Here is a 26735-nt window from a genome sequence, read left to right as displayed (position 1 = left end):
GATTGATAATGCGGAACTTTGACATATCAAAACAAAACGAAAATGAACACTACATCTTTTTTACTTTTAAGGCTCGCCATAGGAGCCAGCATGTTTGGTCACGGATTGGTTCGCTTACCTAAGCTTAATGGTTTCAGCAACTGGATGGTTGGCACATTCGAAAAATCAATGCTGCCTAAATTTATGGTAACACCCTTCAGCTACCTGTTACCGATTACCGAATTTACCATTGGCTTATTACTCTTGTCAGGCCTGTTTACCAAACCCGCTTTAGTGGGCGGTGGCCTGGTAATGATCATATTAATATTTGGCAGCTGTTTGATCGAAAACTGGGAAATTCTTCCTTCACAGCTGATCCATGCAGCCTTCTTTGCCGTACTGCTTCAGTTTGCAGCAAATAACACCTATTCATTAGATAACATTTTCTTCAATAAATAATATCATGAGCTCAAGAAGAGATTTCGTAAAACAAGGCGGGCTTTTAGGTTTGGCAGGCCTTGTGGGCAGCAATATAGCATCAGCAAAAGAAAATACAATTGCCAATAACGTTAACACCTCAAAATGGGCCGATGGCTCAAGACTGGTAGTTTCCGTATCCATGCAGTTTGAAGCGGGCGGTCAGCCGGATAATGCCGAGAGCCCATTTCCACAAAACATGCAAAAAGGCTATATCGATTTGCCCGGCGCAACCTGGTTTCAATATGGTTATAAAGAAGGGATCCCCCGCATGCTGGACAACTGGGACAAGTTAGGCATTAAGGTAACATCGCATATGGTTGGTTCGGCAGTACTTAAAAACCCCGCTTTAGCTAAGGAAATTGTTGACCGTGGGCATGAGGCAGCAGCCCATGGCATGAACTGGGCAACGCAATACACCATGCCCTATGATCAGGAAAAGCAATTTATAAAAGACGGTGCCGATGCCATTAAAAAAGTAACCGGTTTTACTCCGGTGGGCTACAATGCCAACTGGCTTCGCCGTGGCGAAAACACGCTAAAAATATTACAGGAACTTGGTTTCGTTTATCATATCGATGATCTGAGCCGCGACGAGCCTTTCATCATCCCGGTAAATCAAAAAGATTTTGTAATAGTGCCTTACACCATACGCAACAATGATATTGTACTGATTGAAGGCAAAAATTTCTCTGTCGATCAATTTCTTAGCCAGGTTAAATTTGAGTTCGATCAACTGTATGCCGAAGCCGAATTTAAACGCCGCCAGATGTCAATCAGTTTTCACGACAGGATTGGCGGCACCCCGCAAATGGTTAAGGCCACAAATGAACTAATTAAATACATACAGCAGCACAAAGACGTAAGCTTTAAACGGAAGGATGAAATTGCTAAGATGGCTTTGGAGGATAAAACTACGGCAAGAGAGAGTTGATAAAGAAACAAAAATGTCATTGCGAACGCAGCGCGGCAATCGCACGGAAGCACAGCCGCTCTGTATACCATGCGATTGCTTCGTCGTTCCTCCTCGCAATGACATAATTTTATTTGCTTTTATTTTTTCCTAATTTTCCTTCATACCTGGATATTGATCAAAAAGAGCTTTTAGCTTCTGAGCCATCTCCGGGTATTCTTTTATTACGTTAGTGCGCTCGCTGGGGTCATAAGCCAGGTTAAACAGTTCGGTTTTTGCAGGCAGCGGTAAACCTGCCACGCCGCCCACATTGTTATTAGCTTTTACTTCGCGATATTTCCAATCACCCAGGCGTACAGCTTCACAAACACTGTTATTATAATAGTAAATAGGTCTATGCTCAGGGTGTTTAGGCGCTTTGCCTGTTAATACATCAGCTATCGACTGCCCATCCAGCGTGCGGCCTTTCGGTAGCGGGGCTCCTGTCCAGTTGGCAAGTGTAGGAAGCACATCCAGATTACTCATCATGCTGGTAATGCTTGCGCCAACCGGGGTATGGTTTTTCCAGTAAACGATGAACGGTTCACGTACTCCGCCTTCATACGATTGCCCCTTGCTTCCCCGGAAAACTCCTGCTGTTCCGGCATCCCAGTGTTTAGTAGCACTATCGCCCAGCATCCGGTCTGGAAACTCTATCCACGGACCGTTATCGCTCGAAAACATAAATATCGTATTATCAGCCAGTCCCTGTTTTTCCAGTTCGCTCCAAACCTGGCCAAGGCTTTCATCCAACTGCTCTACCACATCCCCCAAATGCCCGCCATCGCTGCGGTTTTTATTTTTTGCAGATGATGCAAACGCTACCGGTAAATGCGGCATGTTGTGGGCAAGATATAAGAAAAACGGCTTATCACCCTTTTTCTGCCCCTTGATAAAGCGGATGGCTTCGCGCTGGTACAGCTCAATCAGTGATGAGTCGGCGGGTTTCAATATCTCCGGCTTATGGTTTCGGAATACTTTAATAGTAGTATCTGTTTTCACATAAGGTGAACGGTAATCATGACTGTATAACAAGCCATAGTATGAGTCAAAACCTTGTGCCATCGGGTGATTATACGGCGCATGGTCACCAAGGTGCCATTTGCCTATCATAGCGGTTTTGTATCCAATTTGCTTTAGCATTTCCGCAATGGTAACTTCCTGATCGGGGATCCCCAATAATGAGCCGGGACCGATAGGCGCAGGCAAATTCATCCTTGAAGCATAACGCCCTGTTAGTAATGAGGCCCTTGACGGGGTACACGTAGGGCTGCTTACTACATAATTGGTTGCCCTTACGCCTTTTTGCGCCATTTTATCTAAAAATGGTGTACGGATTACCGGGTTGCCGTAGCAACTTAAATCGGAGTACCCCATATCATCGGCCAATACAAAAATGATATTGGGCAATTGTTTTTTTTGTGCCGAAGCAGGTACAATCAAAAATAAGAAAGCCAAAAGGAAAAGGCCTTTACAGGTTAAATTGGTTAGATGTTTCATTGCCCGGTGAAAATAGTTTTTTATAACTGATGACCATTAAAGATAACTTAACTTTTACAATAGGGCCTAATCAACAACTATTGCTTATCAGCGTTGCGCAACATCTCCCGGTGCTCCTTTCCCCATTTTATCATTTCCAAAATGATGCCGCCAAAACTCCGGCAATACTCCGTCGATTCATACTCGATCAAAACCGGCGAAGTTGGCGTTACCGTTCGTTTAACAAGCTTATTCATTTCCATTGTTTTTAGCTCACGCGATAACATGCGCGTAGTAATGCCTGGAATACTCCGCTCAATTTCCCGGAACCGTTTGTTTCCATTACAAATAGAATTGATGATTGGCAGCGTCCATTTACCGCCGATAACATACATGGTGTCCTGTAAAGCCTGCCGCTCATCGGCATGATTACGCTGGTGTGACGTTATTCCTGCTTCCATACTGGTATACTCCGTGTAACTGGTTACAAAATTATACCATTTCCATTATACTTTTGCATAAAAAAAGTAAAATACCATGTCAAAAACAGTTTTTATAACCGGAACCAGCAGCGGACTGGGCAAATTAACCGCTAAACATTTTGCACAGCAAGGCTGGAATGTAGCTGCCACCATGCGTACGCCCGAAAAGGAAACCGAACTAACGCAATATCCTAATATTAAAATATTTAAGCTGGATGTAACCAATCTTGAGCAGGTAAAAACTGCAACCGAACAGGCTATAGCAGCTTTCGGCAAAATTGATGTTGTGGTAAATAATGCGGGTATGGGTACGTACGGCGCATTGGAGCTTGCCAAAGAAGAGGATATCGACTGGCAGTTTGCGGTAAATGCCCGCGGTCCTATTAATATCATTCGTGCGTTCCTGCCACATTTCAGGCAAAACAACGGGGGAATGTTCATCAACGTCAGCTCGTTTATGGGCATTACCACTGCTGTACCGCTTGGCTCGTTGTACAACATGTCGAAATTTGCACTTGAAGGCCTTACCGAAGGACTTTATTACGAGTTAGAGCCGCTTAACATCCACTTAAGGTTGATAGAGCAAGGCGGTTCAAAAGGCAATAATTTTGTTGAAAGTGTGGTTTGGAACCAAAATCCAGATATAACCGCATATGATGAACTTACCAGCAAACTACAAAACCTGATGGGCTCCCGCGATGAATCACAACTGGATGATCCAATGGAGATTGTCAATGCCATAGATGATCTTGCCACCGGCAAAAGCAACAAGTTCCGCACGGTATTAGGCAATATGGGCAACATGTTGATGAACATGCGCAACACCATGCCTATTGAGGAATATATGGAAAAAATGGCAGCATTTTTTTAAGGAACCTTGATTTTTAGGATTAGGGAATTTCCATGAAAGATAATCTATCTCCCGCTATCAGGAAATCCTCTAATCAAGAAAATCATGGTTCTGTTCATTGAGCTTTTCAACAAAGCAACTTGAGCTTTCTAACAAAACGCAGCGCCGGATATCAACCTAACTTTGTGTTATCAAAAAGAAAATAAAGACTATGAAAAAAGTTTGGTTTATAACAGGCAGCGCCCGTGGATTAGGTCGCAGCCTTACAGAAGCAGTTTTAGCAGCCGGCGATAATGTTGCCGCAACAGCACGTAACCCCGAACAATTAAAAGAGCTGGCAGATAAATATCCTAGCCAGATTTATCCTATAAAATTAGATGTTACCGATTACCCAGCCGTTTATAAAGCCGTTGCCGATACGGTAGCCCATTTTGGTAAAATTGATGTATTGGTGAACAACGCCGGTTTCGGTATCATTGGCGCAGCCGAAGCGTTTACCGACAATCAGGTACGCAGTCAGTTGGAAACCAATTTATATGCACCTATCGAAATAACCCGCGCAGTGTTGCCATATATGCGCAAGCAACGTTCAGGCCGCATCCTGCAGATTAGCTCGGTTGGTGGCCGTATAGGTAATGCCGGTTTAAGTATGTACCAGGCAGCTAAATTTGGCTTGAGCGGCTTTACCGAAGCGTTGTCAAAGGAAGTAAAACCACTTGGTATATTGGTTACCAGTGTTGAACCGGGAGGCTTCCGTACTGATTGGGCCGGCGATTCCATGAGCTATGCACCAAAAGTTGAAGGTTATGAGCAAACTGTTGATGCACGCGCAGATTTTATGTCGAGCGGTAAGTTTGTTCCGGTTGGTGATCCTGAAAAGGCAGCTAAAGTAATGATCGACCTGGTTGAAAATCCGGAGCCGCCTATGCACCTGGTATTGGGCAGTGAAGCGGCCGCTTTGCTAACCCTTGCCGATGAAGCACGTAAAGCTGAGTTTGAAAAATGGTTGCCGGTTACTAAATCAACAGATCATGACGAAGCAGGTGATTTTATGAATACCGCTTATGGCAAGGCAATAGCAGCTCAAAAAGCGTAATATATTACCCGATAGTTGTGTCCCCATGACTATTGCCAAAACGGGCGTGAGGACACGCCCATCGGTTGATATCAGACTTACGAAGTTGTAAAAACTTCGTAAGTCTTCGTTTATTATTAAATTTGAGCAACATGCCTGTGTTAAATCCAAAAACATCGCCACGCATACTTTACTCCTGCTACTCGCACGTAAGCAGGGCTGGCGAACAATTTATTGCCGACCATATATTCGGTTATATCCTCTCCGGCGATTCGGAGCTTTACGTTAACGGCAAAAACTATTATTTTAAGGAAGGCGATTACCGTTTTCTGAAACGGAACGAACTGGCCAAATTTGTAAAACATCCTCCAGCGGGCGGCGAGTTTAAAACCATAACCATTGGCATGGATCAGGCCACCCTGCAAAGTATGAGCGCCGAATTTGATTTACATGCAGATACTCCGTATACAGGCGAAAGCGCATTGTTTTTGAAACCTAATGAGCTTTTTAGCAACTACATCAAATCGCTAAACCCTTACATGGATAAAAGTAGCGACGAAATTAGTCCCGCACTTACCCTGCATAAGGTTAAGGAAGCAGTAATGATATTACTTGAAACCAATCCCGAGCTAAAAAATATCTTGTTTGATTTTAGCGAACCAGGCAAAATTGACCTTCAGGCTTTCATGAACCAAAACTATCGTTTCAATGTTGATTTAAACCGCTTTGCGTATTTAACCGGTCGCAGCCTGGCAACATTTAAGCGCGATTTTGAACGGATCTTTAATATATCACCCAACCGGTGGATTCAGCAGCAACGATTAAAGGATGCCTATTTCCTCATCAAGGAAAAAAAACACAAGGTATCAGATGTTTATATGGACGTAGGTTTTAAAGACCTCTCCCATTTTTCATTCGCCTTTAAAAAAGCTTATGGGGTAGCGCCATCGGCAGTGTAGGCGCCGAGAAGCAAGAAATCAAGAGTCAGGAACAAGAGGAGAAAGATGAGTCAGGAAATCAAAATTCAAGAGACAAGAAAAGAACCAGTAAGTCAAGACATAAAAGAGCCAGGAAAAAGATAAAAAAATTCCAATCTTGTTTCCTGGCTCTTGAGTTTTGTTGCCTTGAATCTCTATTCTTGTCTCTTGAATTTTGACTTCCTGATTCTTTCCTTAAACGTTAAACCTGAAGTGCATAATGTCGCCATCCTGCACAATGTAGGTTTTACCTTCAACGCCAAGTTTACCGTTTTCCTTTATCACGGCTTCAGAGCCATTGAACTTCACAAAATCTTCGTATTTAATTACCTCGGCACGGATAAAGCCTTTTTCAAAATCTGTGTGGATCACACCTGCAGCCTGCGGCGCGGTGAAACCCTGAGTAATAGTCCATGCACGTACTTCCTGTACACCTGCGGTAAAGTAAGTAGCCAGGTTCAATAACCTGTAGGCCGCTTTGATCAGCTTGTTAACACCTGACTCTGTAAGACCAAGATCATCCAAAAACATCTGGCGCTCTTCGTAAGTTTCCAGTTGTGAAATTTCTGATTCTATCTGAGCTGAGATAATAAGCACTTCGGCGTTTTCATCTTTAACAGCAGCTTTTACCTTTTCAACATAAGCATTGCCAGTACTTACCGAACCTTCGTCAACATTACAAACATATAACACCGGTTTAGCGGTAAGCAGCCACAAATCGGCTACGTATTCTTTATCTTCTTCTTCAACAGCTGCGGTACGGGCCGATTTACCTTCGAGCAGGTGATTTTTATAAACTGTTAAAACATCAAAGGTTTTTTTGGCTTCTTTATCACCACCGGTTTTGGCCATCTTTTCAACCTTCTGGATCTTTTTCTCGATAGATTCAAGATCTTTCAGCTGTAATTCGGTATCAATAATTTCTTTATCGCGGATAGGATCAACCGAACCATCAACGTGGATCACGTTATCATTATCAAAGCAACGTAACACATGGATGATAGCGTTGGTAGCACGGATGTTAGCTAAAAACTGGTTACCCAAACCCTCACCTTTGCTGGCACCTTTAACCAAACCGGCAATATCAACTATCTCGATAGTGTTTGGTACTATACTTTTAGGGTTAACTATTTCGGTAAGCTTGGTTAAGCGCTCATCCGGCACTGTAATTACACCCACGTTTGGCTCAATGGTACAAAACGGAAAGTTAGCCGCCTGTGCCTTAGCGTTTGATAAGCAATTAAAAAGTGTTGATTTACCCACATTCGGCAAACCTACTATACCACATTGTAAACCCATTTTTGTTTATTTAGTTGATTAAGTTGATTAGGTTGATAAGTTTGAAGGACGAAAAAGCAGGCATAAAACCAACTTAATCAACCACTCTCTCAGTCAACCACTCACCTCAAAATTCGGCTGCAAAGATAACAGAAAATTTTGCCTTATAATTTGAAAAAATAAACGACTTTTGCGCTCGGAAAAAAGAAGCTAAAATATTAAAACACCGATGTAAAAAAGGAGGGCCTATATATGGAAGAAATGGTTGAGCAAGTAGAATTGTTACTGGAAAAACAAGACGACACCCAATTACAGGAATATTTGAACAACCTCAACATATCGGATGTTGAAGAACTGATTGGCGAACTTCCTGAACACGGCCCTAAATTCATCGAAATCCTTTCGCTTAACCGGGCGATCAATGTATTCCGCATCCTCGAGTTCCCTGTGCAGGAACGTATCATCAAAAAACTTTCGGGCCAAAAGGTCGAAGATCTGATTAACGAGCTTCCACCGGATGACCGTACCGCACTTTTCAGCGAGCTGCACGGCGATGCTGTTCAAAAACTCATCCAGAAACTTTCGCCCGAAAACCGGAAAGAAGCCCTGGTTTTGTTAGGCTACGAAGAAGAAAGCGTTGGCCGCCTGATGACGCCCGATTACATTGCAGTAAAACGCACCTGGGATGTAAGCCGCGTGCTTTCGCATATTCGCCGTTATGGTAAAAACTCCGAAACCATTGATGTTATTTACGTGATAGATGAGCATGGCGTTTTACTTGACGATATCCGGATCCGTGAAATACTGTTGGTAAAGCCCGAAACCAAGGTGAGTGAATTAATGGATGGCCGACTGATTTCTCTTAGCGCCAGCGATCCGCAGGAAGAAGCCATCAATGTTTTCAGGATGAATAACCGGACTGCCCTACCGGTTGTTGACAATAACGATGTACTGCTTGGCATCGTAACAGTTGATGATATCCTTTGGATAGCTAACGAAGAATATACGGAAGATATTCAGAAAATAGGTGGTACCGAAGCATTGGATGAACCCTATCTGGATATCAACCTTTTTAAACTGGTAAAAAAACGTGTAGGCTGGCTTATCATTTTATTTTTGGGAGAGATGCTTACCGCTACTGCCATGGGCTATTTTGGAGATGAAATATCCAAAGTAGTAGTGCTGGCGTATTTTATTCCGCTAATTATTTCGAGCGGGGGCAACAGCGGTTCGCAGGCCTCAACCCTCATTATCCAGGCGATGGCCCTTGGCGAAGTAACCGTTGCCGATTGGTGGCGTGTTATGCGCCGGGAAATCCTGTCCGGGCTGATGCTTGGTATTTGCCTGGGTTTAATTGGCTTTTTACGCATAGCAGCATGGAGCATGTTCAGCAATATTTACGGCCCGCACTGGATGCTGGTAGGCTTAACGGTAGGTGCATCCCTTATTGGTATTGTGTTATGGGGATCATTATCGGGTTCGATGCTACCGCTCCTATTGAAAAAACTTGGCGCCGACCCTGCTACTTCATCAGCTCCATTTGTGGCTACGCTTGTGGATGTAACCGGCCTGATCATTTATTTTACCATAGCAGTAATATTTATGCGGGGCATATTATTATAACCTGCTTTCAATACAACACACACGCAAAAAGCCCTGCCTCTTAATAAGATGCAGGGCTTAATTATTTAGTTTAGTGTTGTTCTGTTGTTAGATTTCAAACGAGAAATCCTCATCGGCAGATGCCCTGGCAATTTCAGGGTTCTCGCTGTACTCGTAGCGTTTTTCAACTACTTCCTGGTTTGATTTGATGTAGTCGATGGTATCTTTCAAACCTTCGGCAAACTTTTCGAAGTCTTCTTTATATAAAAAGATCTTGTGTTTCACAAACACCCCATCTTCCAAACGCTTTTTGCTTTCAGTAATAGTAACATAATAATCGTTTGAACGGGTTGCTTTTACATCAAAAAAATAGGTCCGCTTCCCGGCTCTCACCTTCTTTGAATAAACCTCTTCACGCTCTCTATTGTCAAAATCTCCCATATATATTTACCTGTAATTAGTTTTGGTTGGCATAAATATAAATAAATTTTCAAAGTGCAACTATTTTATTCGCTATTATTGATTTTTTTGAAACAAAAGTGTCATTTTTTTGTGTGCATGATCATTTTAAGGACTGGCCTACGGAAAAGACGAAGGTTTTCGAGATCCTTTGGAGGTTCCTCCTACTGTCGGGAACTTTCACTGGCGCAAGTTTTGCGGGTTCTGGTTGTGCGGAGGTTAACTTGTGCTACCTGTTACACGGCCGGGTAAAAATTATTCTATAAACTGTAAGCCTTTTTGGAGTGAGGCATGAAAGCACAAGTCCTCTACCCGCAATTCAGCCGCACAAGACTTGCGCCAGAACGAGAAGGAATGTGTATTGGGGCGAAAGAGAAATCTTATACATCATGCCTGCAAAATATGCAGGGCGTATAAGATTTCTCCTCACTCCTCCCCCGCAGCCCCATGCAGTTCGTCTAAATGACATCGCGTTTTATTTAATCTGATTCCTATAAGCCATCATGCATCCTGCTCTTCTTCCAGCAGTTGCTTTTCGTAAAGCTCAAAGTAGGTGCCTTTAAGCTGCATCAGGTATTCGTGGTTACCCTGCTCAACTATTTCGCCGTTGTCCATTACCAGTATCTTATCGGCATTTTTTATGGTAGAAATGCGGTGGGCTATGATGATACTGGTTTTATCCTGCATTACCCGGCCAAGGTTATTCAGGATCTCTTCCTCAGTACGGGTATCAACCGCCGAAAGACAATCATCAAAGATCAATACCTGCGGATGCTTAAATATGGCACGCGCAATAGATACACGCTGCTTTTGACCACCCGATAAGGTAACACCACGTTCGCCGATAAGCGTAGAAAAACCATCTTCCAGCTCAATAATATTGCTATATACTGCAGCATCTTTAGCTGCCTGTTCAACAACAGGCAAATCCAGCACATCGGCACTAAAAGCAATGTTATTGGCAATGGTATCCGAAAACAGGAAAACCTCCTGAGGTACAAAACCTATTTGCGAACGATAGTTTTCAAGGCCAAGCAATTTTATCGATTTATTATCAATTGTAATTTCTCCGCCTGTAGTATCGTACATGCGCATCACCAGGTTGGCAATGGTTGATTTACCCGAACCAGTACGACCAATGATAGCCAGCATCTGCCCCGGTTCAACCGTAAACGAAACATTCTTTAAAGCCTGGATGCCGGTATCTGGATAAATAAATGATACATCATCAAACTTAATTAAGCCTTCAACATGGTGTTTATCCGCAACCGGCGAAATGATCTCCGGTTTTTCGTGTAAAAACTCATTGATACGTTTTTGCGAAGCAGCAGCACGTTGCACCAGCGAGGTTACCCAACCCAACGAAATAACCGGGAACGAAAGCATATTGAGGTACACAATAAACTCAGCAATATTGCCGGGAGTGATATTGCCTTTTATTACTTCTACCCCACCAACGTACATGGTTATCACATTGGCCAAGCCAACAAGCAATAACATGATCGGAAAAAACAGGGCCTGCACCTTAGCCAGCTCCATGGAATGAACTTTATAGTCCTCGCTCTCCTTGGCAAAGTTTTCGCGCACAAAGCTTTCACGCACGTATGATTTGATCACCCTGATGCCCGAAAAGTTTTCCTGTACAAAGCTGGATAAACCCGAAAGCCGCTCCTGGATCATTTCACTACGGTGATTGATCACATTGTTAACATAGTAAATAACACCCGCTAAAATTGGCAGCGGCAATACCGAAAAGATGGCTAACTGTACATTAACCGTAAGCATGGCGTATATCACCATAACAAACAGTACCACGGTATTAATAGAGTACATGATACCAGGCCCAAGGTACATACGCACGCGACTTACATCCTCGGTTACGCGGTTCATGAGGTCGCCGGTATTGTGGCGGCGGTAAAAGGCAAGTGACAGTTCCTGGTAATGATTGTAGATCTCATTCTTTAGGTCGTACTCGATATGGCGCGACATCAGGATGATGGTTTGCCGCATAAAAAACAGGAACAAGCCCCGCAGCAACGCCAGCACCAATACCAGTGTACCAAACAGGAACAAACTGGTACCGAAAATGTCATAAATAAAGCTTTGCCTATCGAAACCAGAAAAAAGCTGGTAGGCACCTATATTTTCGGTAACCAGATCAAAAGCTACACGGATAACCTGTGCGGGCAGCACACCAAAAACATTGGATATGATTACAAACAGCACACCCGGAATAAGTCGCCAGCGGTATTTGTAAAAAAATTTATTAAGGTATGCGAGGTCTTTCATTTACTATAGTCCGGAAGTCGGGAATGTCCGAAAGTCGGAAAGACCTGACATAATGATCAAAAGTATTAAAATTTGGGGAGAGTGTTTGAATGGAAAAGTCGGGAGGATGTAAGATTGTTACGTTGGATACATCTGTCACAATCTTATTAGTGTTCAATTTTAAAAGTATGAACACTTGCAATTTTTTCCAAAATAAACATTATTGATAATCAATACATTACAAATAACCCAAAGTGAGTTAAAACCCAACATGAACGCATAATCATTAATAATCAATTAGTTATGAAATCACAAAATAAAAAGCTGAACGCCCGTTTTTTAAAAACTGAACACTGACAGGATCATGTCAGGATTGTCACCCTTTTAGATAGTATTTGAGGATAGTATCCGTAAATTAGGCAGACTAAATCTGTTTAACCATGGTTAAAAGTTTAAAAGCATCAGGACTAATACTTATTACAATATGCTTGTTAAATCTCCATCTAAGTTGTAAAAATAAAAATAGACCAAAGATTAAAGTAGATGGGTTTGTACCTGACGAAGAAACAGCTATTAAAATAGCAGAAGCAATTTGGTTGCCGATCTACGGAAAAAAAATTTACGACGAAGAACCATTCAACGCAAGTTTGACCAATGATGGAAACTGGATAATTTTAGGTTCTTTAGGTTATGGCAGGCATGGCGGAGGCGAACTAATGGCCGTTTTACAACCCAAAGATGGTAAAATCATTTTTGCGGGACGAGACCCCGGAAAATAAACTGTTGAGCATGGCTTAGACCTTGCGTGAGAGCCACAAGGCGCAGCCTTGCGGCAGCGCGGGCCATTCTTGTTAACTTGTTCATTATGCCGAAATAAAACATTAAATATTACTTAAGCTATCGGAAATATATTTGACCGATAACTGCCCATACTTATTTAATAGTAATTTCATACTTGTTAGCGGCTTAATATCTTTGCCAGTATTAAAAAAAACCTCTACTTTTGTGCGCTTAAAGACATTTACTTGCAGTACTAATGCCTGAACAACATCCACCGGAATCTATATTTAGCCAGCTTGATGCTTTCGGGCATAAAAAAGTTGTTTTTTGTACCGACCCAGATACCAATCTCAAAGCTATTATTGCTATCCACAATACAACGCTTGGCCCTGCATTTGGCGGCGTGCGTATGTGGGCATACAAAACCGAGGGCGATGCACTTAACGATGTATTGCGTTTAGCCAAAAGCATGACCTACAAGGCTGCAATTGCAGGCCTTAACCTTGGCGGCGGCTATTCGGTGATCATAGGCGATTCGCGCCAGGACAAAAACGAAGCTTTACTGCGTAAATTTGGCCGGTTCATCAAAAACCTTAACGGCGAATTTATTGCCGCCGAAGATGTGGGTACCAATCCGCGCGATATGGAGTACATTAAAATGGAAACCAACCATGTTACAGGTGCCCCTGAAAACATCGGCGGCAGCGGCGATCCATCGCCGATAACTGCGCTGGGAGTTTTAATGGGTATTAAGGCTTGTGTAAGGGAAATGTACGGCAGCGATAGCTTAACAGGTAAATCGGTTATTGTACAGGGCATTGGCCATGTAGGCGAAAACCTGGTGCGCCTGCTTAGGGACGAAAACGTAAAAGTTTACGCCAGCGATATTAACGAGGAGCGTGTAAGTCAGATCTCTAAAAAATATGGTGCGCAGCCGGTATCAAACAATAATATTTTTGATATTGATGCCGATATTTATGCCCCCTGTGCTATGGGTGGTACTGTGAATACACAAACCATTGCTAAATTAAAATGCGGCATTATAGCAGGTTCGGCCAATAACCAACTGCTTGATGAAAATGTGCACGGTAAAATGCTGCTTGATAAAGGTGTGCTTTTTGCTCCCGATTATGTGATCAATGCGGGAGGTATCATTACCGGTTATTCGGAGTTGATGAATTTTAATAAAAAGCGTACCTTACAGCTAACCGAAAACATTTACGATGCTACGCGTAATGTGTTAAAGCTTTCAAAGGCCGAAAACATTCCAACTATTAACGCGGCCAATAAAATTGCCGAAAAACGCATTGAAGACATCAGAAAAGTAAAATCATCCTACTAACACAATTAATTTTTATATAAACCGTTTGCATAGGCAAACCAAATCGTTCTTACAAAATGTTAAACAGAAGGCACCTCCGGGTAAAGGTATTACAGGCACTGTATGCGTATCATCAATCAGATACGAAAGACGTTAAGCTATTTGAAAAAAATATGCTGAGCAGCATAGACCAGGTTTACGAAATGTACATCTGGATGCTATCGCTAATTAATGAAGTAGTAAGTTTTGCTGCTAATGACGCACAGGAACGCGCCAACAAACACCTCCCCACCGCCGAAGACTTAAATGCAAACCTTAAGATCCTCACCAACAGGTTTATCCTGAGCCTGAATGATAATAAGGAATACATTACAGCCTGGAAAAAGTACAAAGTTGACTGGACCTTTGAGCCCGAACTTGCAAAATCACTTTTCATTATCCTTAAAAACTCGCCCGAGTACGCCGAGTATCTTGCCAAAACAGGCGATACCCTGCAAACAGACAAGGATATTATCAAATTCATTTTCAAAAAGGTTATCCTTAAATCATCATTAGCCGAGCAGGTTTTTGAAGACCGATTTATTTTTTGGCCTGTTGATAAAGATGTGCTGCAGGCGCTTATTGCAAAAACGTTCAAAAACTTTTCGCACGATGATTACAAACTTAACCAGCTTGCCGAAATTACCGGTAACTGGGTTGAAGACCGTGAGTTTGTAGTAAACCTGTTTCAGCAAAGCATCAGGTACGATGGTGCTTATCATGAACTTATTGCTGCCAAAACCCAAAACTGGGAGCCGGAGCGTATTGCCATGATGGATACCCTGCTAATGAAAATGGCTATAACCGAGTTTATTAACTTTAATTCTATCCCGGTTAAGGTTACTATAAACGAGTATCTTGAAATATCAAAAGAGTTTAGTACGCCTAAGAGTAATTCATTTATAAACGGTATCTTGGACAAGATTTTAATAGAGCTTAAGGCTGAAAACAAGATCAAAAAGATAGGCCGCGGCTTAATAGAATAATACTTATTTAAAAATGAAAAAACTATTTTTAAGCTTAGTAGCAGCGGGCATGTTATTATCGGCCTGCAACAGCAGTACAGCCGGTAATTCATCAACAACTACCGCCGATAGCGCTGCAAGTGCAGCCAATGCACCGGTAGCCAAATTTGAAAAGGAAAGCCACGATTTCGGCAAGATCAAAGAAGGTGATAAGGTATCATATGATTTTAAGTTTACCAACACCGGTAAATCGCCATTGATTATTACCAATGCCCGTGCTACCTGCGGTTGCACAACCCCTACCTGGCCAAAATCACCCGTTAAACCGGGCGAAAGCGGTGTAATCAGCGTTACCTTTAACAGTGCCGGCAAAAGCGGTTTACAGGATAAACAAATAACCGTTACAGCAAACACTCAGCCTGCCGAAACTATGGTGCATTTAATTGGCGAGGTTTTAAAAAAATAACAATTAATTTAAACAAATGATAGCTACTATTTTATTACAGGCTTCAAGCGGCGGCTTAGGCAACTACGGTTCATTGGTACCAATGGTACTGATTATCGTGGTATTTTATTTCTTTATGATCCGCCCGCAGGTTAAAAAGCAAAAAGATCAAAAAAAATACGTTGAAGAGTTGAAAAAAGGTGACAGGGTTATAACCACTGCCGGTATCCACGGCCGTATCGTTGATTTAAACGATACCACCTTTTTGGTTGAAGTTGAGAACGGCAAGATCCGTTTTGACAAATCGGCCATATCGCTTGACGCTTCAAAAGCGTTGAACACACCGGTTGTTGAGAAGAAAGCTTAATTCTTTTAAGGCGAAAGGTTAAAGGTAAAAGGCGAAAGGTAGAAGCCCATTGCTCTAATACCAAAAAACTTTTACTCAGATAAAATAAACAAGAACGAAAGGTTAAAGGAAAAAGGAATACACGAAAGTGCTTGACCTTTAACCTTTAACCTTTAACCTTTCGCCTTTAACCTAAAAACAAATATGGCAATAGTAAAATTATCGGCAACAGAACGCAGGCGGCTCTCGGTATTTTTTACCTGTTTGTCGCTGGCTATTATTGCCTGGATTTTTACTACCCTGTCCGATCCGCTTCCTTACAAGGTAAAAAAGGTTTTAACCTTTAAAAATGCACCGCAGAGGCGGGCTTTCCATTCACTTCAGCCCGATACTGTTGATGCTACCATACTGGGCAACGGATGGCAGATGCTGTTCTCCCGGTTTAACAGCGATAATAAACCCTTGGTTGTCGACCTCCGTTCGCTCGAAACCCGTAACTATGTGGTTATCGACAGCACGCAGCTTAAGCTGATGAATATGGGAAAAGATCCGGCCAACCGCGTTTCGTCCATTGATCCGGATACGCTTTATTTTGATTTCAGTAACCGGCTTATCAAAAAGGTTCCGGTTCAGCTTACGATGGGCGTTAGTTATCAGAAACAGTTTGCTGTATCTGGTAACATTATAGTGCGCCCCGCTTATGTAACTGTGAGCGGCCCCATTGAGCGCCTGAAAGGAATCACCTCATGGAAAACAGATTCGCTTAAATTCAGCAACGTTAACGAAACCATCAATACACGGGTTAATTTGAAGCCCAGTAATGAAGGTAACCTGAATGTTTATCCCCGATCAGTGCAAGCCATTATCCCAGTTGATGAATTTACCGAAAAAACGCTGGAGATACCTGTGAAGCTGATCAATAACAACAACTTCTACAACGTAAAGGTATTTCCGCAAAAAATAAAGGTAACCTTTACTACATCACTAAGCCGGTACGCCGATATTGACGAAGACCTGTTTGAGGCCGTTGCAGATCTTAACCTATGGCGCGACAAAGATTATACGGCACTACCCGTAAAGCTTATTCACATGCCGCCCTTTTGTAAAGTGGTAAGGATTGCCCCTGCCAATATTGATTTCTACATAAAAAAATAATGCTTAAAATAGGTTTAACCGGTAATATAGGCAGCGGCAAAACAACTGTAGCCCAGGTATTTGAATTGCTTGGCATCCCTGTTTTTTATGCCGATGACGAGGCTAAAAAAGTTATGGTTACCGACCAGATGCTCATAGAAGGTATTAAACAAACTTTTGGCACGCAAGCTTATTTTAATGACGGCAGCCTTAACCGCAAATACATATCAGGGATAGTTTTTAACAATAAAGCTGAGCTTGAAAAGCTTAATGCGCTGGTGCACCCTGCGGTGTTCAGGGCTTTTGACAGCTTTGACCAACTGCATAAGGACGCACCTTACGTGATCCGCGAGGCAGCTATTTTATTTGAAAGCGGTTCGTACAAAATGTGCGACAGGGCAATTATGATCACTGCACCGCTCGAAACCCGCATTGCCCGCGTTATGGAACGCGACGGCATCAGTCGTGCAGATGTTGAAAGCCGGGAAGCCCGCCAGCTATCACAGGATGAAAAGCTGAAGCTGGCTAATGATGTAATTATTAACGATGGTAAACAGCTGGTTATACCCCAGGTATTGGCCCTGCACGAACTATACTTATCGCTTTCACGCAATTAATGATACTTGAAGATTTTGTTTCTTTTGACGAAAAAGGGCTGTACTGCAAATACGGCGACTTTTATATCGACCCTCAATTGCCGGTAAAAACGGCGGTAATATCTCATGCCCACGCCGACCATGCCATAAGCGGTAACAACAATGTTTATTGTACACGAGCCACAGCAATCATCATGCAGCTGAGGTATGACCGCACAGCCGCCAAAGTTTTTAATATAGCCGCCTTTAACCAGCCTTTTGAGGTTGGCAGGGTTACCGTAACGCTGATCCCGGCCGGGCACATGCTTGGTTCGGCCCAAATATTGATGGAATACGAAGGTGCGAGGTATTTATACACCGGCGACTACAAACTGCAACCCGATGCCACATGCGAGCCTATTGAGTGGGTTACTACCGATGTGCTGATCACCGAAAGCACCTTCGCCAACCCCGACATTATCCATCCTGATCCCGTTGGCGAAATCCGCAAGATCAATGATATTAAAAGCAATATTTTGCTTGGTGCTTATGCCCTTGGCAAAAGTCAGCGGTTGATTAACCTCATCACTGAACATGCGCCTCAAAAAAAGATCCTTGTGCATCACAAAATAATGCCCATCAACGCCATTTATGAAAAGATGGGCTTCCCTCCCGGCAAGTATCAGATTTATGGCCGCAAACTGATGAAGGTGCAGGATGAATTTGTGTACATAGTGCCGCCGTTTACTTTCGATAGTTATATCCGTGCCACGGGCGTTAAACGCCTTTTTGCCTCGGGATGGAAAAATTTGCAGGTAAACAACCAGGATACCCTCTTTATCTCCGACCATGTGGACTGGAACGATATCCTGCAAACCATAGCCAATACCCAACCTAAACAGGTGTGGACACTTCACGGTAAGGGCGATCATCTGAAAGCTTACTTTAAAGATGATATATTTGTAAAAATTCTCAACTAATGTTGCAGGAAGGTGTTGATTATTACATTAATGACGATGGTAATTTTGTTTTTACCGAAGCCTATCATTTAAAGCGGGGCTATTGCTGTAAAAACAAATGTCTGCACTGTCCCTGGGGTTATGGTAAGCCTAAATTGGCTGGAAATGACTCTGCTACGACGGAGAGCGATAAATAAATCAATGTTAAATTAAAAATAATTAAACATATTTGTATCCCATTCATTACTACTATTATGCGGATAGAAGACGAAATACAAAGTACCAATTTTGAAGACAACTACCACAAAGTGGCCATTAACGTGGCCTACACGCAAGGTTGGCTGGCTAACTATTTTCGTTGTCATTTTGAAAAACATAATATCACCCAGCAGCAGTTCAATATACTGCGGATCCTGCGCGGGCAATACCCCAAACCGGCTACAATAAATTTGCTGAAGGAACGGATGATCGACAAGATGTCTGACGCTTCGCGCATTGTTGACCGCCTGGTTCAAAAAGGACTGGTATCACGTTGCACCAACAATAAAGACAGGCGTGCTGTAGATATCCGCATCAGCGATGAAGGACTCGCAACTCTTTCAAAAATGGATGCCGAATTTAAAACCAAAGAAATACTGAGTAACAACCTCACTGAAGACGAAGCCGCGACGCTAAGCGATTTATTGGACAAAATGCGGGGATAGGTCGGGAAGGCGAAAGGGAAAAGGTTAAAGGCGAAAGGCTTATTGCCAAGTATATTAATCAAAAACATGTCATTGCGAGCGTAGCGTGGCAATCGCACGTAAGCGGATGCGCTCTGTATAGTATTCGATTGCCGCGCTACGCTCGCAATGACATGCGGTATATTATGAAGCCTTAAAAGCCGCTACCTCATCCTTCAATATCGCCAAAACCTCCGGCCTTACGTTACCGAAGAAGGACACGCCCATTGCACCGTTTTTAAGTGCCACCTGGATGCCGGTGCGAATTTCATCGTCACTCTTAAAATCGGACAAATACAGGCCCGCATAAAGCGGGAACCTTCCGGCCAGGAAATGAACACCTTCGGCTACTGCGTTGCCTATCCAGCTCACACCTTCTTTGTAAAAGCCATGGTATATCATGGGGCAGATGCCATCCATGTTCCAGTTTGTCCAGTCTTGCCTTACATTACGTCGGGCTACTTCTGGTGTTGGGAACACGGCTGCTGTTATTTGCTTTTTATGCTGATGGGCTACAGTAGAAATACCGTTGACTACGCGGGTAATATTGTTATACCTAAACAATCGCCATGAAAGGCTTGCTTCCGGGTATTGGATCTGATCAAGGTCCTGGTTATATTCTTCCTTAAATTTGGCTTTGCAAACATCGCAGTAGCAAAAATCATATTCGGGCAGCTCTTTGGTTTGATCGATCTTGTAATGATCCCAAAGGTTTACTGGGAGGATCACATCGCAATAACGCACATAATCCAGGTGGATGCCATCGATATAATCCTTGGCTAAAATATCATCAACAGTTTTGGTTAAATACTCCTGCACTTCTGGGCGCGATGGGCACAACCAGCGATAATACTGTACATAAGGCGGATGATCGGCACATGATTCGCCTTTGCGGTTTTTGCTGTACCATTCGGGTTTTTCATTTACCAGTTCGGCACGGTTAAAGGTCCATATCCAGCGGTGCGCTTCCAATCCTTTAGCTTTCGCAGCGCGAAAATGGCGTTCGCTGTCATTCTCGAAAAATATACCTGTTATGCCCGATGCCTTGTAAGATGCGTAGCGGGTGGCCAGCTCTTCATCAGTATCTTTCTGGTTGGGGTTGATCCATACCCAGTTTTTCATGGTCTTTTTCTTGCTGCTTTTAGCAGCTCGGGCAGCGGCATTGCTTACTAAGGGCAACTGGGCGGCCACACCGGCCAGCAAACCGGCCTTCAAAAATTCGCGCTTATTCATGGAGTTTAGGGATTATCTGTTGCTGCACCAGGCCATCCTGGTTAATTGTATAGGTTACTTTGGTTTTACTATCGGTAATGTATGCCATAAACTGGTGAGTGGTAGCTTCCTGCTTCAACTCATTATCATTACCGCTTATAGTAACTTTATTTTCAATACCTAAGTCTTTTAAGGATGTCAGGTACTCATGATGATCTTTAAACCACTGCTTTTGCTTGTAATAAATCAGCCAAAGGTATTTCTTTTGCTCTTCGGCATAAGGCATTTCAAACTTTAGATCATTAGCCTCATTATTGCTAAAAAGCAGGTAACCCCAGCGCTCGGGATAATGCATATTAATAAGCCCCTGATTACTCCACACCCAATTATGTTCGGGCAAATCGCGACCATTATTGTCTTTCAACTTCACATACTTGCCGTTTTGCACTTTAGTATCATACTCTACACGCGAAAAATTAATGCGCCAAACCGTACCATCTTTTATCACAGCCCGGTTAAAACCACCGGCTATGGCTTTGAAGGGGATAGCCATTTCAACCGTCCAGCCTTTATCGGTATCTGAAGGATTATTCAGCGTACCCTGAACTTTTACTGCCGAACGTAATCCATGAGCATCCCACCCTGTTACCGCAGTACCGTTGTTGCGGTAAGGTTTGGTCAAAAACAAATCGAAAATAGTGTTGAGCGCATTCACTTCAATTTCAAAGTAGTTATGCGTGCTGCTATTGGGGTCGATAAACAGCTCAAAATCATTATCGCGGTAAACAACATCATCATGATGTTTAAGCATAGCCCAAACATGCGGATCTTTGATCCGGGCTGCCACATACAGGCAACTGTCATCCCAAAGCATTTTAACATTGGTTTGCAGCGGCGGCTGTGGTTTAAGACGGCCTTCAATATCCTGAAAATCCTGGGTCCACTTTACCTGCTGCCATACAGCATCTTCCACATTGCCATCAATTACGGGCGCTTGTTTTACATGTTTTGCCACATAGCTATAAGGCGTAGTAAACAGATCAGGAAATTCTTTAAAGGCATCCTGGGCTTTTACAAATCCAGGCAGTATAAATAAAGTGGCTGTAAGGCCCGGCTTAACAAAACAACTGTCGAAGACGTTTTTCAATCTCATTTACTGCCCAGCGCTAAGATGTAATCAAACTCCTCGCGCTTTACCCCCATTACCGATAAACGTCCCTGCCTTACCAGGCCAATATCCTGTAATTTAGGGTCGGCTTTAATTTGCTCAAGCGTCACCGGTGTTTTCAGGGCTTCAACCGGGGCCAGGTCAACCACTACCCAATTGGTATCATCGGTTGTAGGGTCCTGGTAAGCTTCTTTTACAACTTTGGCTACGCCTACTATCTCTTTGCCCTCGTTGCTGTGGTAAAATAAAACCAGGTCGCCCTCTTTCATTTCCCTGAGGTTGTTACGTGCCTGGTAATTACGCACGCCATCCCAAAAGGTGCGGCCATCCTTATTAAATTTTTCCCAGCTATATTTAAAGGGCTCACTTTTTACTAACCAATGTTGCATCTGTACAGTATAAATTTTTTGTAGCGTAAAAATGTAAAAAAGGCGGGAGAAACTGAAATGAACCGTGGGGTATACAGGGTATTGTTACATGGAGATTACGGGTTGGAGTGGTAATGTAGAGGTGAATAATAAAGCCCCATCAATCATTACTGGTTAACAACTGTGTCAACCTTTTAGCATTTTGCTCATTTATAGCGTTTGTTAAGGCCACAGAGGTATACACAGCTATCCCCTGTTCATCGTCGGGATGAAAGCTGAGCATTAGTTTTACCGTGCGCGATTCCCACAGATAAACGTCCTGGTAATCATTGGGTTTTGCGGTAAACGTACCGTACCAGTGCAAAAACTTGCTGAGCATTTTATACCCCTGGTCGCGGTTAAAGAAAACATAGATGTTCACTATTTTATTTTGCCAGGTACGAATGCAGATATGGCTTGCTGTTAACCCTCCTTCCAGCTCGGGCAGCTTCTCTGGGCGGTATTCATAAGTAATGCAACTATCGGCATCGGGCTTGCTGCCCTCGCCATCGAGGTAAGTTAAAGCTTGTTCCTGTTCGCCTGTTAAGAACCCGCCCAGATTAAACCCGCCAATGCCATTGCGGGCTTTTAAATAAGCCAGTGACCCCGGTTTCCCGACTTGCGAAAAACCCGGCGAATGCAAACACATGATAATCAAAAGCCCTGTAACTACTCTGTAGGGCAAGTAGTAAAAAAGCCTGGCTTTCATATCCTCCTCCTTCGTTTTGCAATATTTAAAGCCGTATTATAACTGGCATTTAAAATATTTCGTAAAACGAATTTGGATAAATAATTAGCTGATTATCAAACAACAATAACGATTGTATAACAAATTGAACTGCTTTTACACTTTATTACACAAATATCTGTTTACTTTTTTCGCAGGAATGTATAACAAAATGCAAAAAGTTTTTGCCGCTAATCAGTCGTCATATACGCCTTAAGTTTTTCTTGTAATATTACAGCCTGGGTAATGAGCGATTTATCCTCTACATATTGCTCAAAAGCAACATCGGGGCCTATAAGGTTTTCTTTAAAAATATCCTTAAATCTTGAATACTTTAAAGCCAGGTTCCACTTGTTTTTCATGTATTCAAAAACCTGTTCATCCTCATTCTTCAGCATCGAATAGTTTACCACCACAAAAGCGTCGCGGGGTAGTGTTTCAATACATTTCAGGATATCCTGGTTGTAAGCGATCCAAACTTTCAAATATTCGGTAGCATGGTCATTATAGAATTTCATCATCCGGCGCCCCCTCCTGAATGCCTTCCATATCAGTCTTGAAAAATATTTACGGGTCAGGTATTTTTTTTCCAGCCACTTAAACTCGCGCCGCAAAAGTGAGCTCACTACCGACTGATAATCGCGCAGGATAACAAGGTAGCAGGCGTCGGGCAGCAGTTCTTTATAAACATCCAGAAACAGGCAGGTACGCGGATCTTTCCAGCCCCATTGATCATATAACTGTTGTTTTACCTTGATAACACTTTTTAGCTTTTCCTTTTCGTAAATGGTAAACTGAGATACATGATCAACCGTAAGCCCGGTTTTGGGCAGGTTATGATCGGCCAGGATCTCTTCGTGCATTTTTAAAAATTCGATATCTTCAAAATGCCCCTCAACATTGCCGTGCCCGCCGGGCACCAATTTTTCGCCGGTTTGCAGGCCGCATTTGCTTAACCATTGGGTAATAAGTGAGGTTCCGGAACGGTGCATTCCGGTAATGATCAGTACTCTTTTTTGCATAAATCTGTTATGAGCGTCCTTTTTGTTTTAGGAATAGCTTGGTATCTTATTAGTCTGCTTAACAGGATGCAGATTATTTATAATATAATAGAGCAGTGATGAGGTACTTTGTTGTATGGTATAGTTACAGGTGTCAATGTAAAGGTCGGGCTTAACAGGAACATCAAACCTGTCATTGATACCTGTAAGATTCGTTAGCTTATCAGGATGCCCGTCGGGCAGTAATGCTTTTTTATACAGACCTTTGGTATCACGACTTATCAGCTTGTTCACCGGGCAATCCACGTGAACAATGCTTACATGATCATATTTTTCGGCAAGTTCCTGCCTGATATCGTCGTATGGATTTATAGCGCTAACAATGGTAACTATGCCCTGTGCACTGAAGCGACTGGCTACAAAGCCCAGTCGGCGGATGTTTTCGTTCCGGTCTTCTTTGCTGAAACCCAGATCCCGGCAAAGTGCTGCTCGGTATTCGTCGCCATCAATAATTTCAATTTTAATACCCAGGCTTGTTAATTCGGCGGCTACACTTTTTGCCAAAGTAGTTTTTCCCGCACCTGATAATCCGCAAAATAAAAGTATCATGCCTTAATTTTTTTAAGTTAGTATGCCTTATTGATCAGCTTTACATAGTGCTTAGGATAAGTGAACTTAGGAAATTAATTGGCTGATGAATTTTGTTACATTGTAAATAATCAATTACACGCAACCCGGAATAACAGAAAGTCAGGAGAAAATATAGCCAATACCGGCCAAAAATGAAGTTTTAATGAATAAATGCATGTATACGGTCAAACACTAACCAACGCTACAGTTAACAAAAATGTTACGATATTTAATTAATTAGAAATGATTTTGGAGACTATTTGAGTGTCCAATTTTGTGATATCTTTACTGTCGGGCCAAAAACCTGTCACAACCATATGAACGAATTTTCTCTTAACGGAGGTGCCTACGTTGGCAATACCAATGCGTCTAAACCTTTTGCAACTTTGAAAGCTGATGCTTCCGTACTTAAGATAAATGTTGGCTTGTTAGGGCAACTATTTTTTAATGCCGATAATATCGTTCAAATCGAATATACATCCTCAATTAACGGCAGTGGTATCAGGATAATACATAACGTATCATCATACCCCAAAAAAGTTATATTCACGGCCAACATGCCTTATAATGACATCATTGAAAACATAAAAGCAACCGGGTTCTTTAATAAAACTGTCAATGATCCGGTACAATATTACCAGGTTAAAAAAATGCAGGAACAGGGCAGATTGCCATTTAAAACAGCGGCAATAATTGCGTTTATAGCAGGCTGGAATATCCCATTTCTTGTGGGTTTTGCGTTGCAAGATGTTAGCCGGATCTTTAACTATTCGCGCCTGTCAATCTTGTTTCTTTTCCTGATGGCCGCACTAACACTCTTTTCTGCCCCTTTCCAAACATTGGTACTTAAAGAGGACAGACAAATAAATGACATGAAAAGATCATTATATCTTATACTGCTTTTAACCTTAATAAGCGGCATTATAGTTACCGCCATAAGCCGTGCAGCTCCTGTTAAATAATCATTAATTATTCAACATCTTCAGCAACCGGCTCTTCTTTATCAGGCGTAAAGAGTAAAACAAGCGCACTTATTTGTAACAGATCAATGATTACGGCTATGCAGCCCGCATAAACATTTGCCTTAAAAGTTGACTGGAGGTTTACAACATCAGGCGTTATCGTTAAGATTAGCAAAAGCAGCAACACCCATTTGGCCCACTTATAGCCCTTACGTACAAACAAGGCCAGCATCATCAAAATGCTTAAGGCTATGCACATAACAATAGCGGCATAATAAGTGGTAGCACCTCCGCCAACCAAATAGTAATCAACCAGGTATAACACCGCCGAAGCACGGATAAAATTGGACGCCAGATTGGCTTTTGATTGTACTGATAGGCTCATAACAGTAGATTAAGAAACCGGTATATTAATGCAATATCTTAAACATCAGCTCCTTCATCAACTCGCCATGCGGCGCGTTTGATTCAACGCCTTTGCTTTTCAAATCATACTCGCGCAGATAGCTGATCACCTGGAAAATTTTACCAAGCGGATAGTTACGTGCAGCCTGCTCATAATCTTTAATAAAGTATGGATTAACGCCCATCTCTTTAGCCAGGTTTTGCGGGGTTTTGTCTTTCACGTAATGATACACCAGCACTTTACTGAAAAAGTTGTTCAGGTTCCCCAGCACCAAAACAATAGGATTTGACTTAGGGTTGGCCTCAAAGTAATTGATGATCTGGTTTACCTTGTAAGCATCTTTTTTGGTTAGCGCGGTTTGCAGCTCAAATACATTATATTCCTTGCTGATACCAATGTTATCCTGAATATGCTTTAGGGTGATCTCCTGACCGGCGCTAACGTTCAGCATCAATTTTTCAAGCTCGTTGGCAATTTTGGCAAGGTCATTCCCAAGATATTCGGCAATCATGGCCGATCCCTGCTGGTTCATTTTATAACCTTTATCGCTTACATAGCCTTCCACCCAGGCCGGCACTTTATTATCATACAAAGTAGCCGATTCAAAAATAAGCCCGTTTTTCTCGATGGCTTTGTACGTTTTCTTGCGCTTGTCAAACTTGCCGTACTTGTAGCAAAAAACAAGGATAGTACTGGGCAGCGGATTTTCAAGATAGCTCAATACCGGGTCGATGCTTTTTTTATTGTCATCGTCCTTGCCCCATTTCATGTCCTGTGCCTCCTTTACCAGTACCACCTGGTAATCAGCCATCATGGGGTAGCGTTTGGCAGCATTGAGCACAGTCATGATGTCAGTATCCTTGCCGTACACCACGGTCTGGTTAAAGCCGCGTTCATGCTCGGGCAGCACGTGATGCTCAACGTAGTTACTTACCAGGTCGATAAAATAAGGCTCCTCACCATGCAGCAGGTACAGCGGTTTAAACTTACGGTTCTTAAGGTCCTTTAATATCTCGGCAGCAGTCATATTTCGATGTCAAAAGTACTAAGTGGAAAGT

General features: G+C 42.6%; 30 protein-coding genes. 17 read left to right on the top strand and 13 right to left on the bottom strand.

Going from position 1 to position 26735, the window contains the following annotated elements:
- Positions 1-42 precede the first annotated feature (42 nt).
- Positions 43-438 carry a DoxX family protein gene (locus tag ACEN9X_RS18250; RefSeq protein ID WP_413666474.1) on the top strand — a complete coding sequence of 132 codons (396 nt, stop codon included), beginning with the start codon at positions 43-45 and terminating at the stop codon, positions 436-438.
- A 4-nt stretch (positions 439-442) separates the two neighbouring features.
- Complete coding sequence (locus ACEN9X_RS18245) at positions 443-1390, top strand: polysaccharide deacetylase family protein (RefSeq protein ID WP_413666473.1); 948 nt, start codon at positions 443-445, stop codon at positions 1388-1390.
- 129 nt (positions 1391-1519) lie between these two features.
- Here ACEN9X_RS18245 and ACEN9X_RS18240 read toward each other — a convergent pair whose 3' ends face one another.
- Together ACEN9X_RS18240 and ACEN9X_RS18235 are read right to left on the bottom strand one after the other, a co-directional pair.
- A complete protein-coding gene (locus tag ACEN9X_RS18240) occupies positions 1520-2908 on the bottom strand; it encodes a sulfatase (RefSeq protein WP_413666472.1) in 1389 nt (462 codons plus the stop codon).
- A gap of 77 nt (positions 2909-2985) precedes the next feature.
- Positions 2986-3348: a helix-turn-helix domain-containing protein gene (locus ACEN9X_RS18235; protein ID WP_330861903.1), complete on the bottom strand. Its 363-nt coding sequence runs from the start codon at positions 3346-3348 to the stop codon at positions 2986-2988.
- Positions 3349-3424: 76 nt separating this feature from the next.
- On the opposite strand from ACEN9X_RS18235, the gene ACEN9X_RS18230 reads away from it, so the two are divergent.
- From ACEN9X_RS18230 to ACEN9X_RS18220, 3 genes are all read left to right on the top strand, one after another.
- Positions 3425-4240, top strand: a complete 816-nt coding sequence (locus tag ACEN9X_RS18230; protein WP_413666471.1) for an SDR family oxidoreductase — start codon at positions 3425-3427, stop codon at positions 4238-4240.
- Between the two features lie 190 nt (positions 4241-4430).
- Positions 4431-5315, top strand: coding sequence for an oxidoreductase (locus ACEN9X_RS18225; protein WP_413666470.1), 885 nt, complete (start codon positions 4431-4433; stop codon positions 5313-5315).
- A 131-nt stretch (positions 5316-5446) separates the two neighbouring features.
- Positions 5447-6253 carry a helix-turn-helix domain-containing protein gene (locus ACEN9X_RS18220; protein WP_413666469.1) on the top strand — a complete coding sequence of 269 codons (807 nt, stop codon included), beginning with the start codon at positions 5447-5449 and terminating at the stop codon, positions 6251-6253.
- Between the two features lie 213 nt (positions 6254-6466).
- On the opposite strand, the gene ychF is transcribed toward ACEN9X_RS18220, so the two are convergent.
- Positions 6467-7570 carry a redox-regulated ATPase YchF gene (gene ychF, locus ACEN9X_RS18215; protein ID WP_413666468.1) on the bottom strand — a complete coding sequence of 368 codons (1104 nt, stop codon included), beginning with the start codon at positions 7568-7570 and terminating at the stop codon, positions 6467-6469.
- A gap of 231 nt (positions 7571-7801) precedes the next feature.
- On the opposite strand from ychF, the gene mgtE reads away from it, so the two are divergent.
- Positions 7802-9172, top strand: coding sequence for a magnesium transporter (gene mgtE, locus ACEN9X_RS18210; RefSeq protein WP_091211895.1), 1371 nt, complete (start codon positions 7802-7804; stop codon positions 9170-9172).
- Between the two features lie 87 nt (positions 9173-9259).
- Here mgtE and ACEN9X_RS18205 read toward each other — a convergent pair whose 3' ends face one another.
- Together ACEN9X_RS18205 and ACEN9X_RS18200 are read right to left on the bottom strand one after the other, a co-directional pair.
- Positions 9260-9592: a DUF3276 family protein gene (locus ACEN9X_RS18205; RefSeq protein WP_090528014.1), complete on the bottom strand. Its 333-nt coding sequence runs from the start codon at positions 9590-9592 to the stop codon at positions 9260-9262.
- A gap of 519 nt (positions 9593-10111) precedes the next feature.
- Complete coding sequence (locus tag ACEN9X_RS18200; protein ID WP_413666467.1) at positions 10112-11899, bottom strand: ABC transporter ATP-binding protein; 1788 nt, start codon at positions 11897-11899, stop codon at positions 10112-10114.
- Between the two features lie 419 nt (positions 11900-12318).
- Between ACEN9X_RS18200 and ACEN9X_RS18195 the strand changes: the two genes are divergently transcribed.
- The 10 genes from ACEN9X_RS18195 (at position 12319) to ACEN9X_RS18150 (ending at position 19146) form a co-directional block, all read left to right on the top strand.
- Positions 12319-12657, top strand: a complete 339-nt coding sequence (locus tag ACEN9X_RS18195) for an NTF2 fold immunity protein (protein WP_413666466.1) — start codon at positions 12319-12321, stop codon at positions 12655-12657.
- A gap of 257 nt (positions 12658-12914) precedes the next feature.
- Positions 12915-14000: a Glu/Leu/Phe/Val family dehydrogenase gene (locus tag ACEN9X_RS18190; protein ID WP_121231301.1), complete on the top strand. Its 1086-nt coding sequence runs from the start codon at positions 12915-12917 to the stop codon at positions 13998-14000.
- 56 nt (positions 14001-14056) lie between these two features.
- Entirely contained in the window at positions 14057-15004 is a 948-nt protein-coding gene (locus ACEN9X_RS18185; protein WP_413666465.1) for a transcription antitermination protein NusB, read from the top strand.
- 13 nt (positions 15005-15017) lie between these two features.
- Entirely contained in the window at positions 15018-15449 is a 432-nt protein-coding gene (locus ACEN9X_RS18180) for a DUF1573 domain-containing protein (RefSeq protein WP_413666464.1), read from the top strand.
- Between the two features lie 16 nt (positions 15450-15465).
- Positions 15466-15795: a preprotein translocase subunit YajC gene (yajC, locus tag ACEN9X_RS18175; protein WP_413666463.1), complete on the top strand. Its 330-nt coding sequence runs from the start codon at positions 15466-15468 to the stop codon at positions 15793-15795.
- A 183-nt stretch (positions 15796-15978) separates the two neighbouring features.
- Positions 15979-16929: a CdaR family protein gene (locus ACEN9X_RS18170; protein ID WP_413666462.1), complete on the top strand. Its 951-nt coding sequence runs from the start codon at positions 15979-15981 to the stop codon at positions 16927-16929.
- Complete coding sequence (gene coaE / locus ACEN9X_RS18165; RefSeq protein ID WP_413666461.1) at positions 16929-17525, top strand: dephospho-CoA kinase; 597 nt, start codon at positions 16929-16931, stop codon at positions 17523-17525. The genes ACEN9X_RS18170 and coaE overlap by 1 nt, the downstream gene beginning before the upstream one ends.
- Entirely contained in the window at positions 17525-18463 is a 939-nt protein-coding gene (locus ACEN9X_RS18160) for an MBL fold metallo-hydrolase (protein ID WP_413666460.1), read from the top strand. The genes coaE and ACEN9X_RS18160 overlap by 1 nt, the downstream gene beginning before the upstream one ends.
- The gene (locus ACEN9X_RS18155) at positions 18463-18639 is read left to right on the top strand and encodes a DUF5522 domain-containing protein (protein WP_413666459.1); all 177 of its coding nucleotides are present in this window, start codon (positions 18463-18465) and stop codon (positions 18637-18639) included. The genes ACEN9X_RS18160 and ACEN9X_RS18155 overlap by 1 nt, the downstream gene beginning before the upstream one ends.
- Before the next feature lie 57 nt (positions 18640-18696).
- Positions 18697-19146, top strand: coding sequence for a MarR family winged helix-turn-helix transcriptional regulator (locus tag ACEN9X_RS18150; RefSeq protein WP_090528061.1), 450 nt, complete (start codon positions 18697-18699; stop codon positions 19144-19146).
- Between the two features lie 162 nt (positions 19147-19308).
- Here the strand turns inward: ACEN9X_RS18150 and ACEN9X_RS18145 are convergent, their stop codons facing one another.
- The 6 genes from ACEN9X_RS18145 to cysC all read right to left on the bottom strand — a co-directional run bounded on the left by ACEN9X_RS18145 (position 19309) and on the right by cysC (position 24288).
- Complete coding sequence (locus ACEN9X_RS18145; RefSeq protein ID WP_413666458.1) at positions 19309-20397, bottom strand: family 10 glycosylhydrolase; 1089 nt, start codon at positions 20395-20397, stop codon at positions 19309-19311.
- Positions 20390-21529 carry a carbohydrate-binding family 9-like protein gene (locus ACEN9X_RS18140; protein ID WP_413666457.1) on the bottom strand — a complete coding sequence of 380 codons (1140 nt, stop codon included), beginning with the start codon at positions 21527-21529 and terminating at the stop codon, positions 20390-20392. The genes ACEN9X_RS18145 and ACEN9X_RS18140 overlap by 8 nt, the downstream gene beginning before the upstream one ends.
- A complete protein-coding gene (locus ACEN9X_RS18135; RefSeq protein ID WP_413666456.1) occupies positions 21526-21933 on the bottom strand; it encodes an EVE domain-containing protein in 408 nt (135 codons plus the stop codon). The genes ACEN9X_RS18140 and ACEN9X_RS18135 overlap by 4 nt, the downstream gene beginning before the upstream one ends.
- 139 nt (positions 21934-22072) lie before the next feature.
- The gene (locus tag ACEN9X_RS18130; RefSeq protein WP_413666455.1) at positions 22073-22660 is read right to left on the bottom strand and encodes a hypothetical protein; all 588 of its coding nucleotides are present in this window, start codon (positions 22658-22660) and stop codon (positions 22073-22075) included.
- A 209-nt stretch (positions 22661-22869) separates the two neighbouring features.
- Positions 22870-23700 carry a sulfotransferase gene (locus ACEN9X_RS18125; RefSeq protein WP_413666454.1) on the bottom strand — a complete coding sequence of 277 codons (831 nt, stop codon included), beginning with the start codon at positions 23698-23700 and terminating at the stop codon, positions 22870-22872.
- A 27-nt stretch (positions 23701-23727) separates the two neighbouring features.
- A complete protein-coding gene (cysC, locus tag ACEN9X_RS18120; protein ID WP_413666453.1) occupies positions 23728-24288 on the bottom strand; it encodes an adenylyl-sulfate kinase in 561 nt (186 codons plus the stop codon).
- 338 nt (positions 24289-24626) lie between these two features.
- Here cysC and ACEN9X_RS18115 point away from each other — a divergent pair, with 338 nt between their 5' ends.
- Complete coding sequence (locus ACEN9X_RS18115; protein ID WP_413666452.1) at positions 24627-25271, top strand: hypothetical protein; 645 nt, start codon at positions 24627-24629, stop codon at positions 25269-25271.
- Positions 25272-25278: 7 nt separating this feature from the next.
- On the opposite strand, the gene ACEN9X_RS18110 is transcribed toward ACEN9X_RS18115, so the two are convergent.
- Together ACEN9X_RS18110 and holA are read right to left on the bottom strand one after the other, a co-directional pair.
- Positions 25279-25656: a hypothetical protein gene (locus ACEN9X_RS18110; protein ID WP_413666451.1), complete on the bottom strand. Its 378-nt coding sequence runs from the start codon at positions 25654-25656 to the stop codon at positions 25279-25281.
- A 25-nt stretch (positions 25657-25681) separates the two neighbouring features.
- Positions 25682-26704, bottom strand: coding sequence for a DNA polymerase III subunit delta (gene holA / locus ACEN9X_RS18105; RefSeq protein WP_413666450.1), 1023 nt, complete (start codon positions 26702-26704; stop codon positions 25682-25684).
- Between the last annotated feature and the right edge of the window lie 31 nt (positions 26705-26735).

This window comes from Mucilaginibacter sp. Mucisp86 (assembly GCF_047324315.1).
In the GTDB taxonomy this organism is placed as follows: Bacteria; Bacteroidota; Bacteroidia; order Sphingobacteriales; family Sphingobacteriaceae; genus Mucilaginibacter.
The sequence above is the reverse complement of the archived record's forward strand: the minus strand, read 5'-3'. Positions and strand labels throughout refer to the sequence as shown.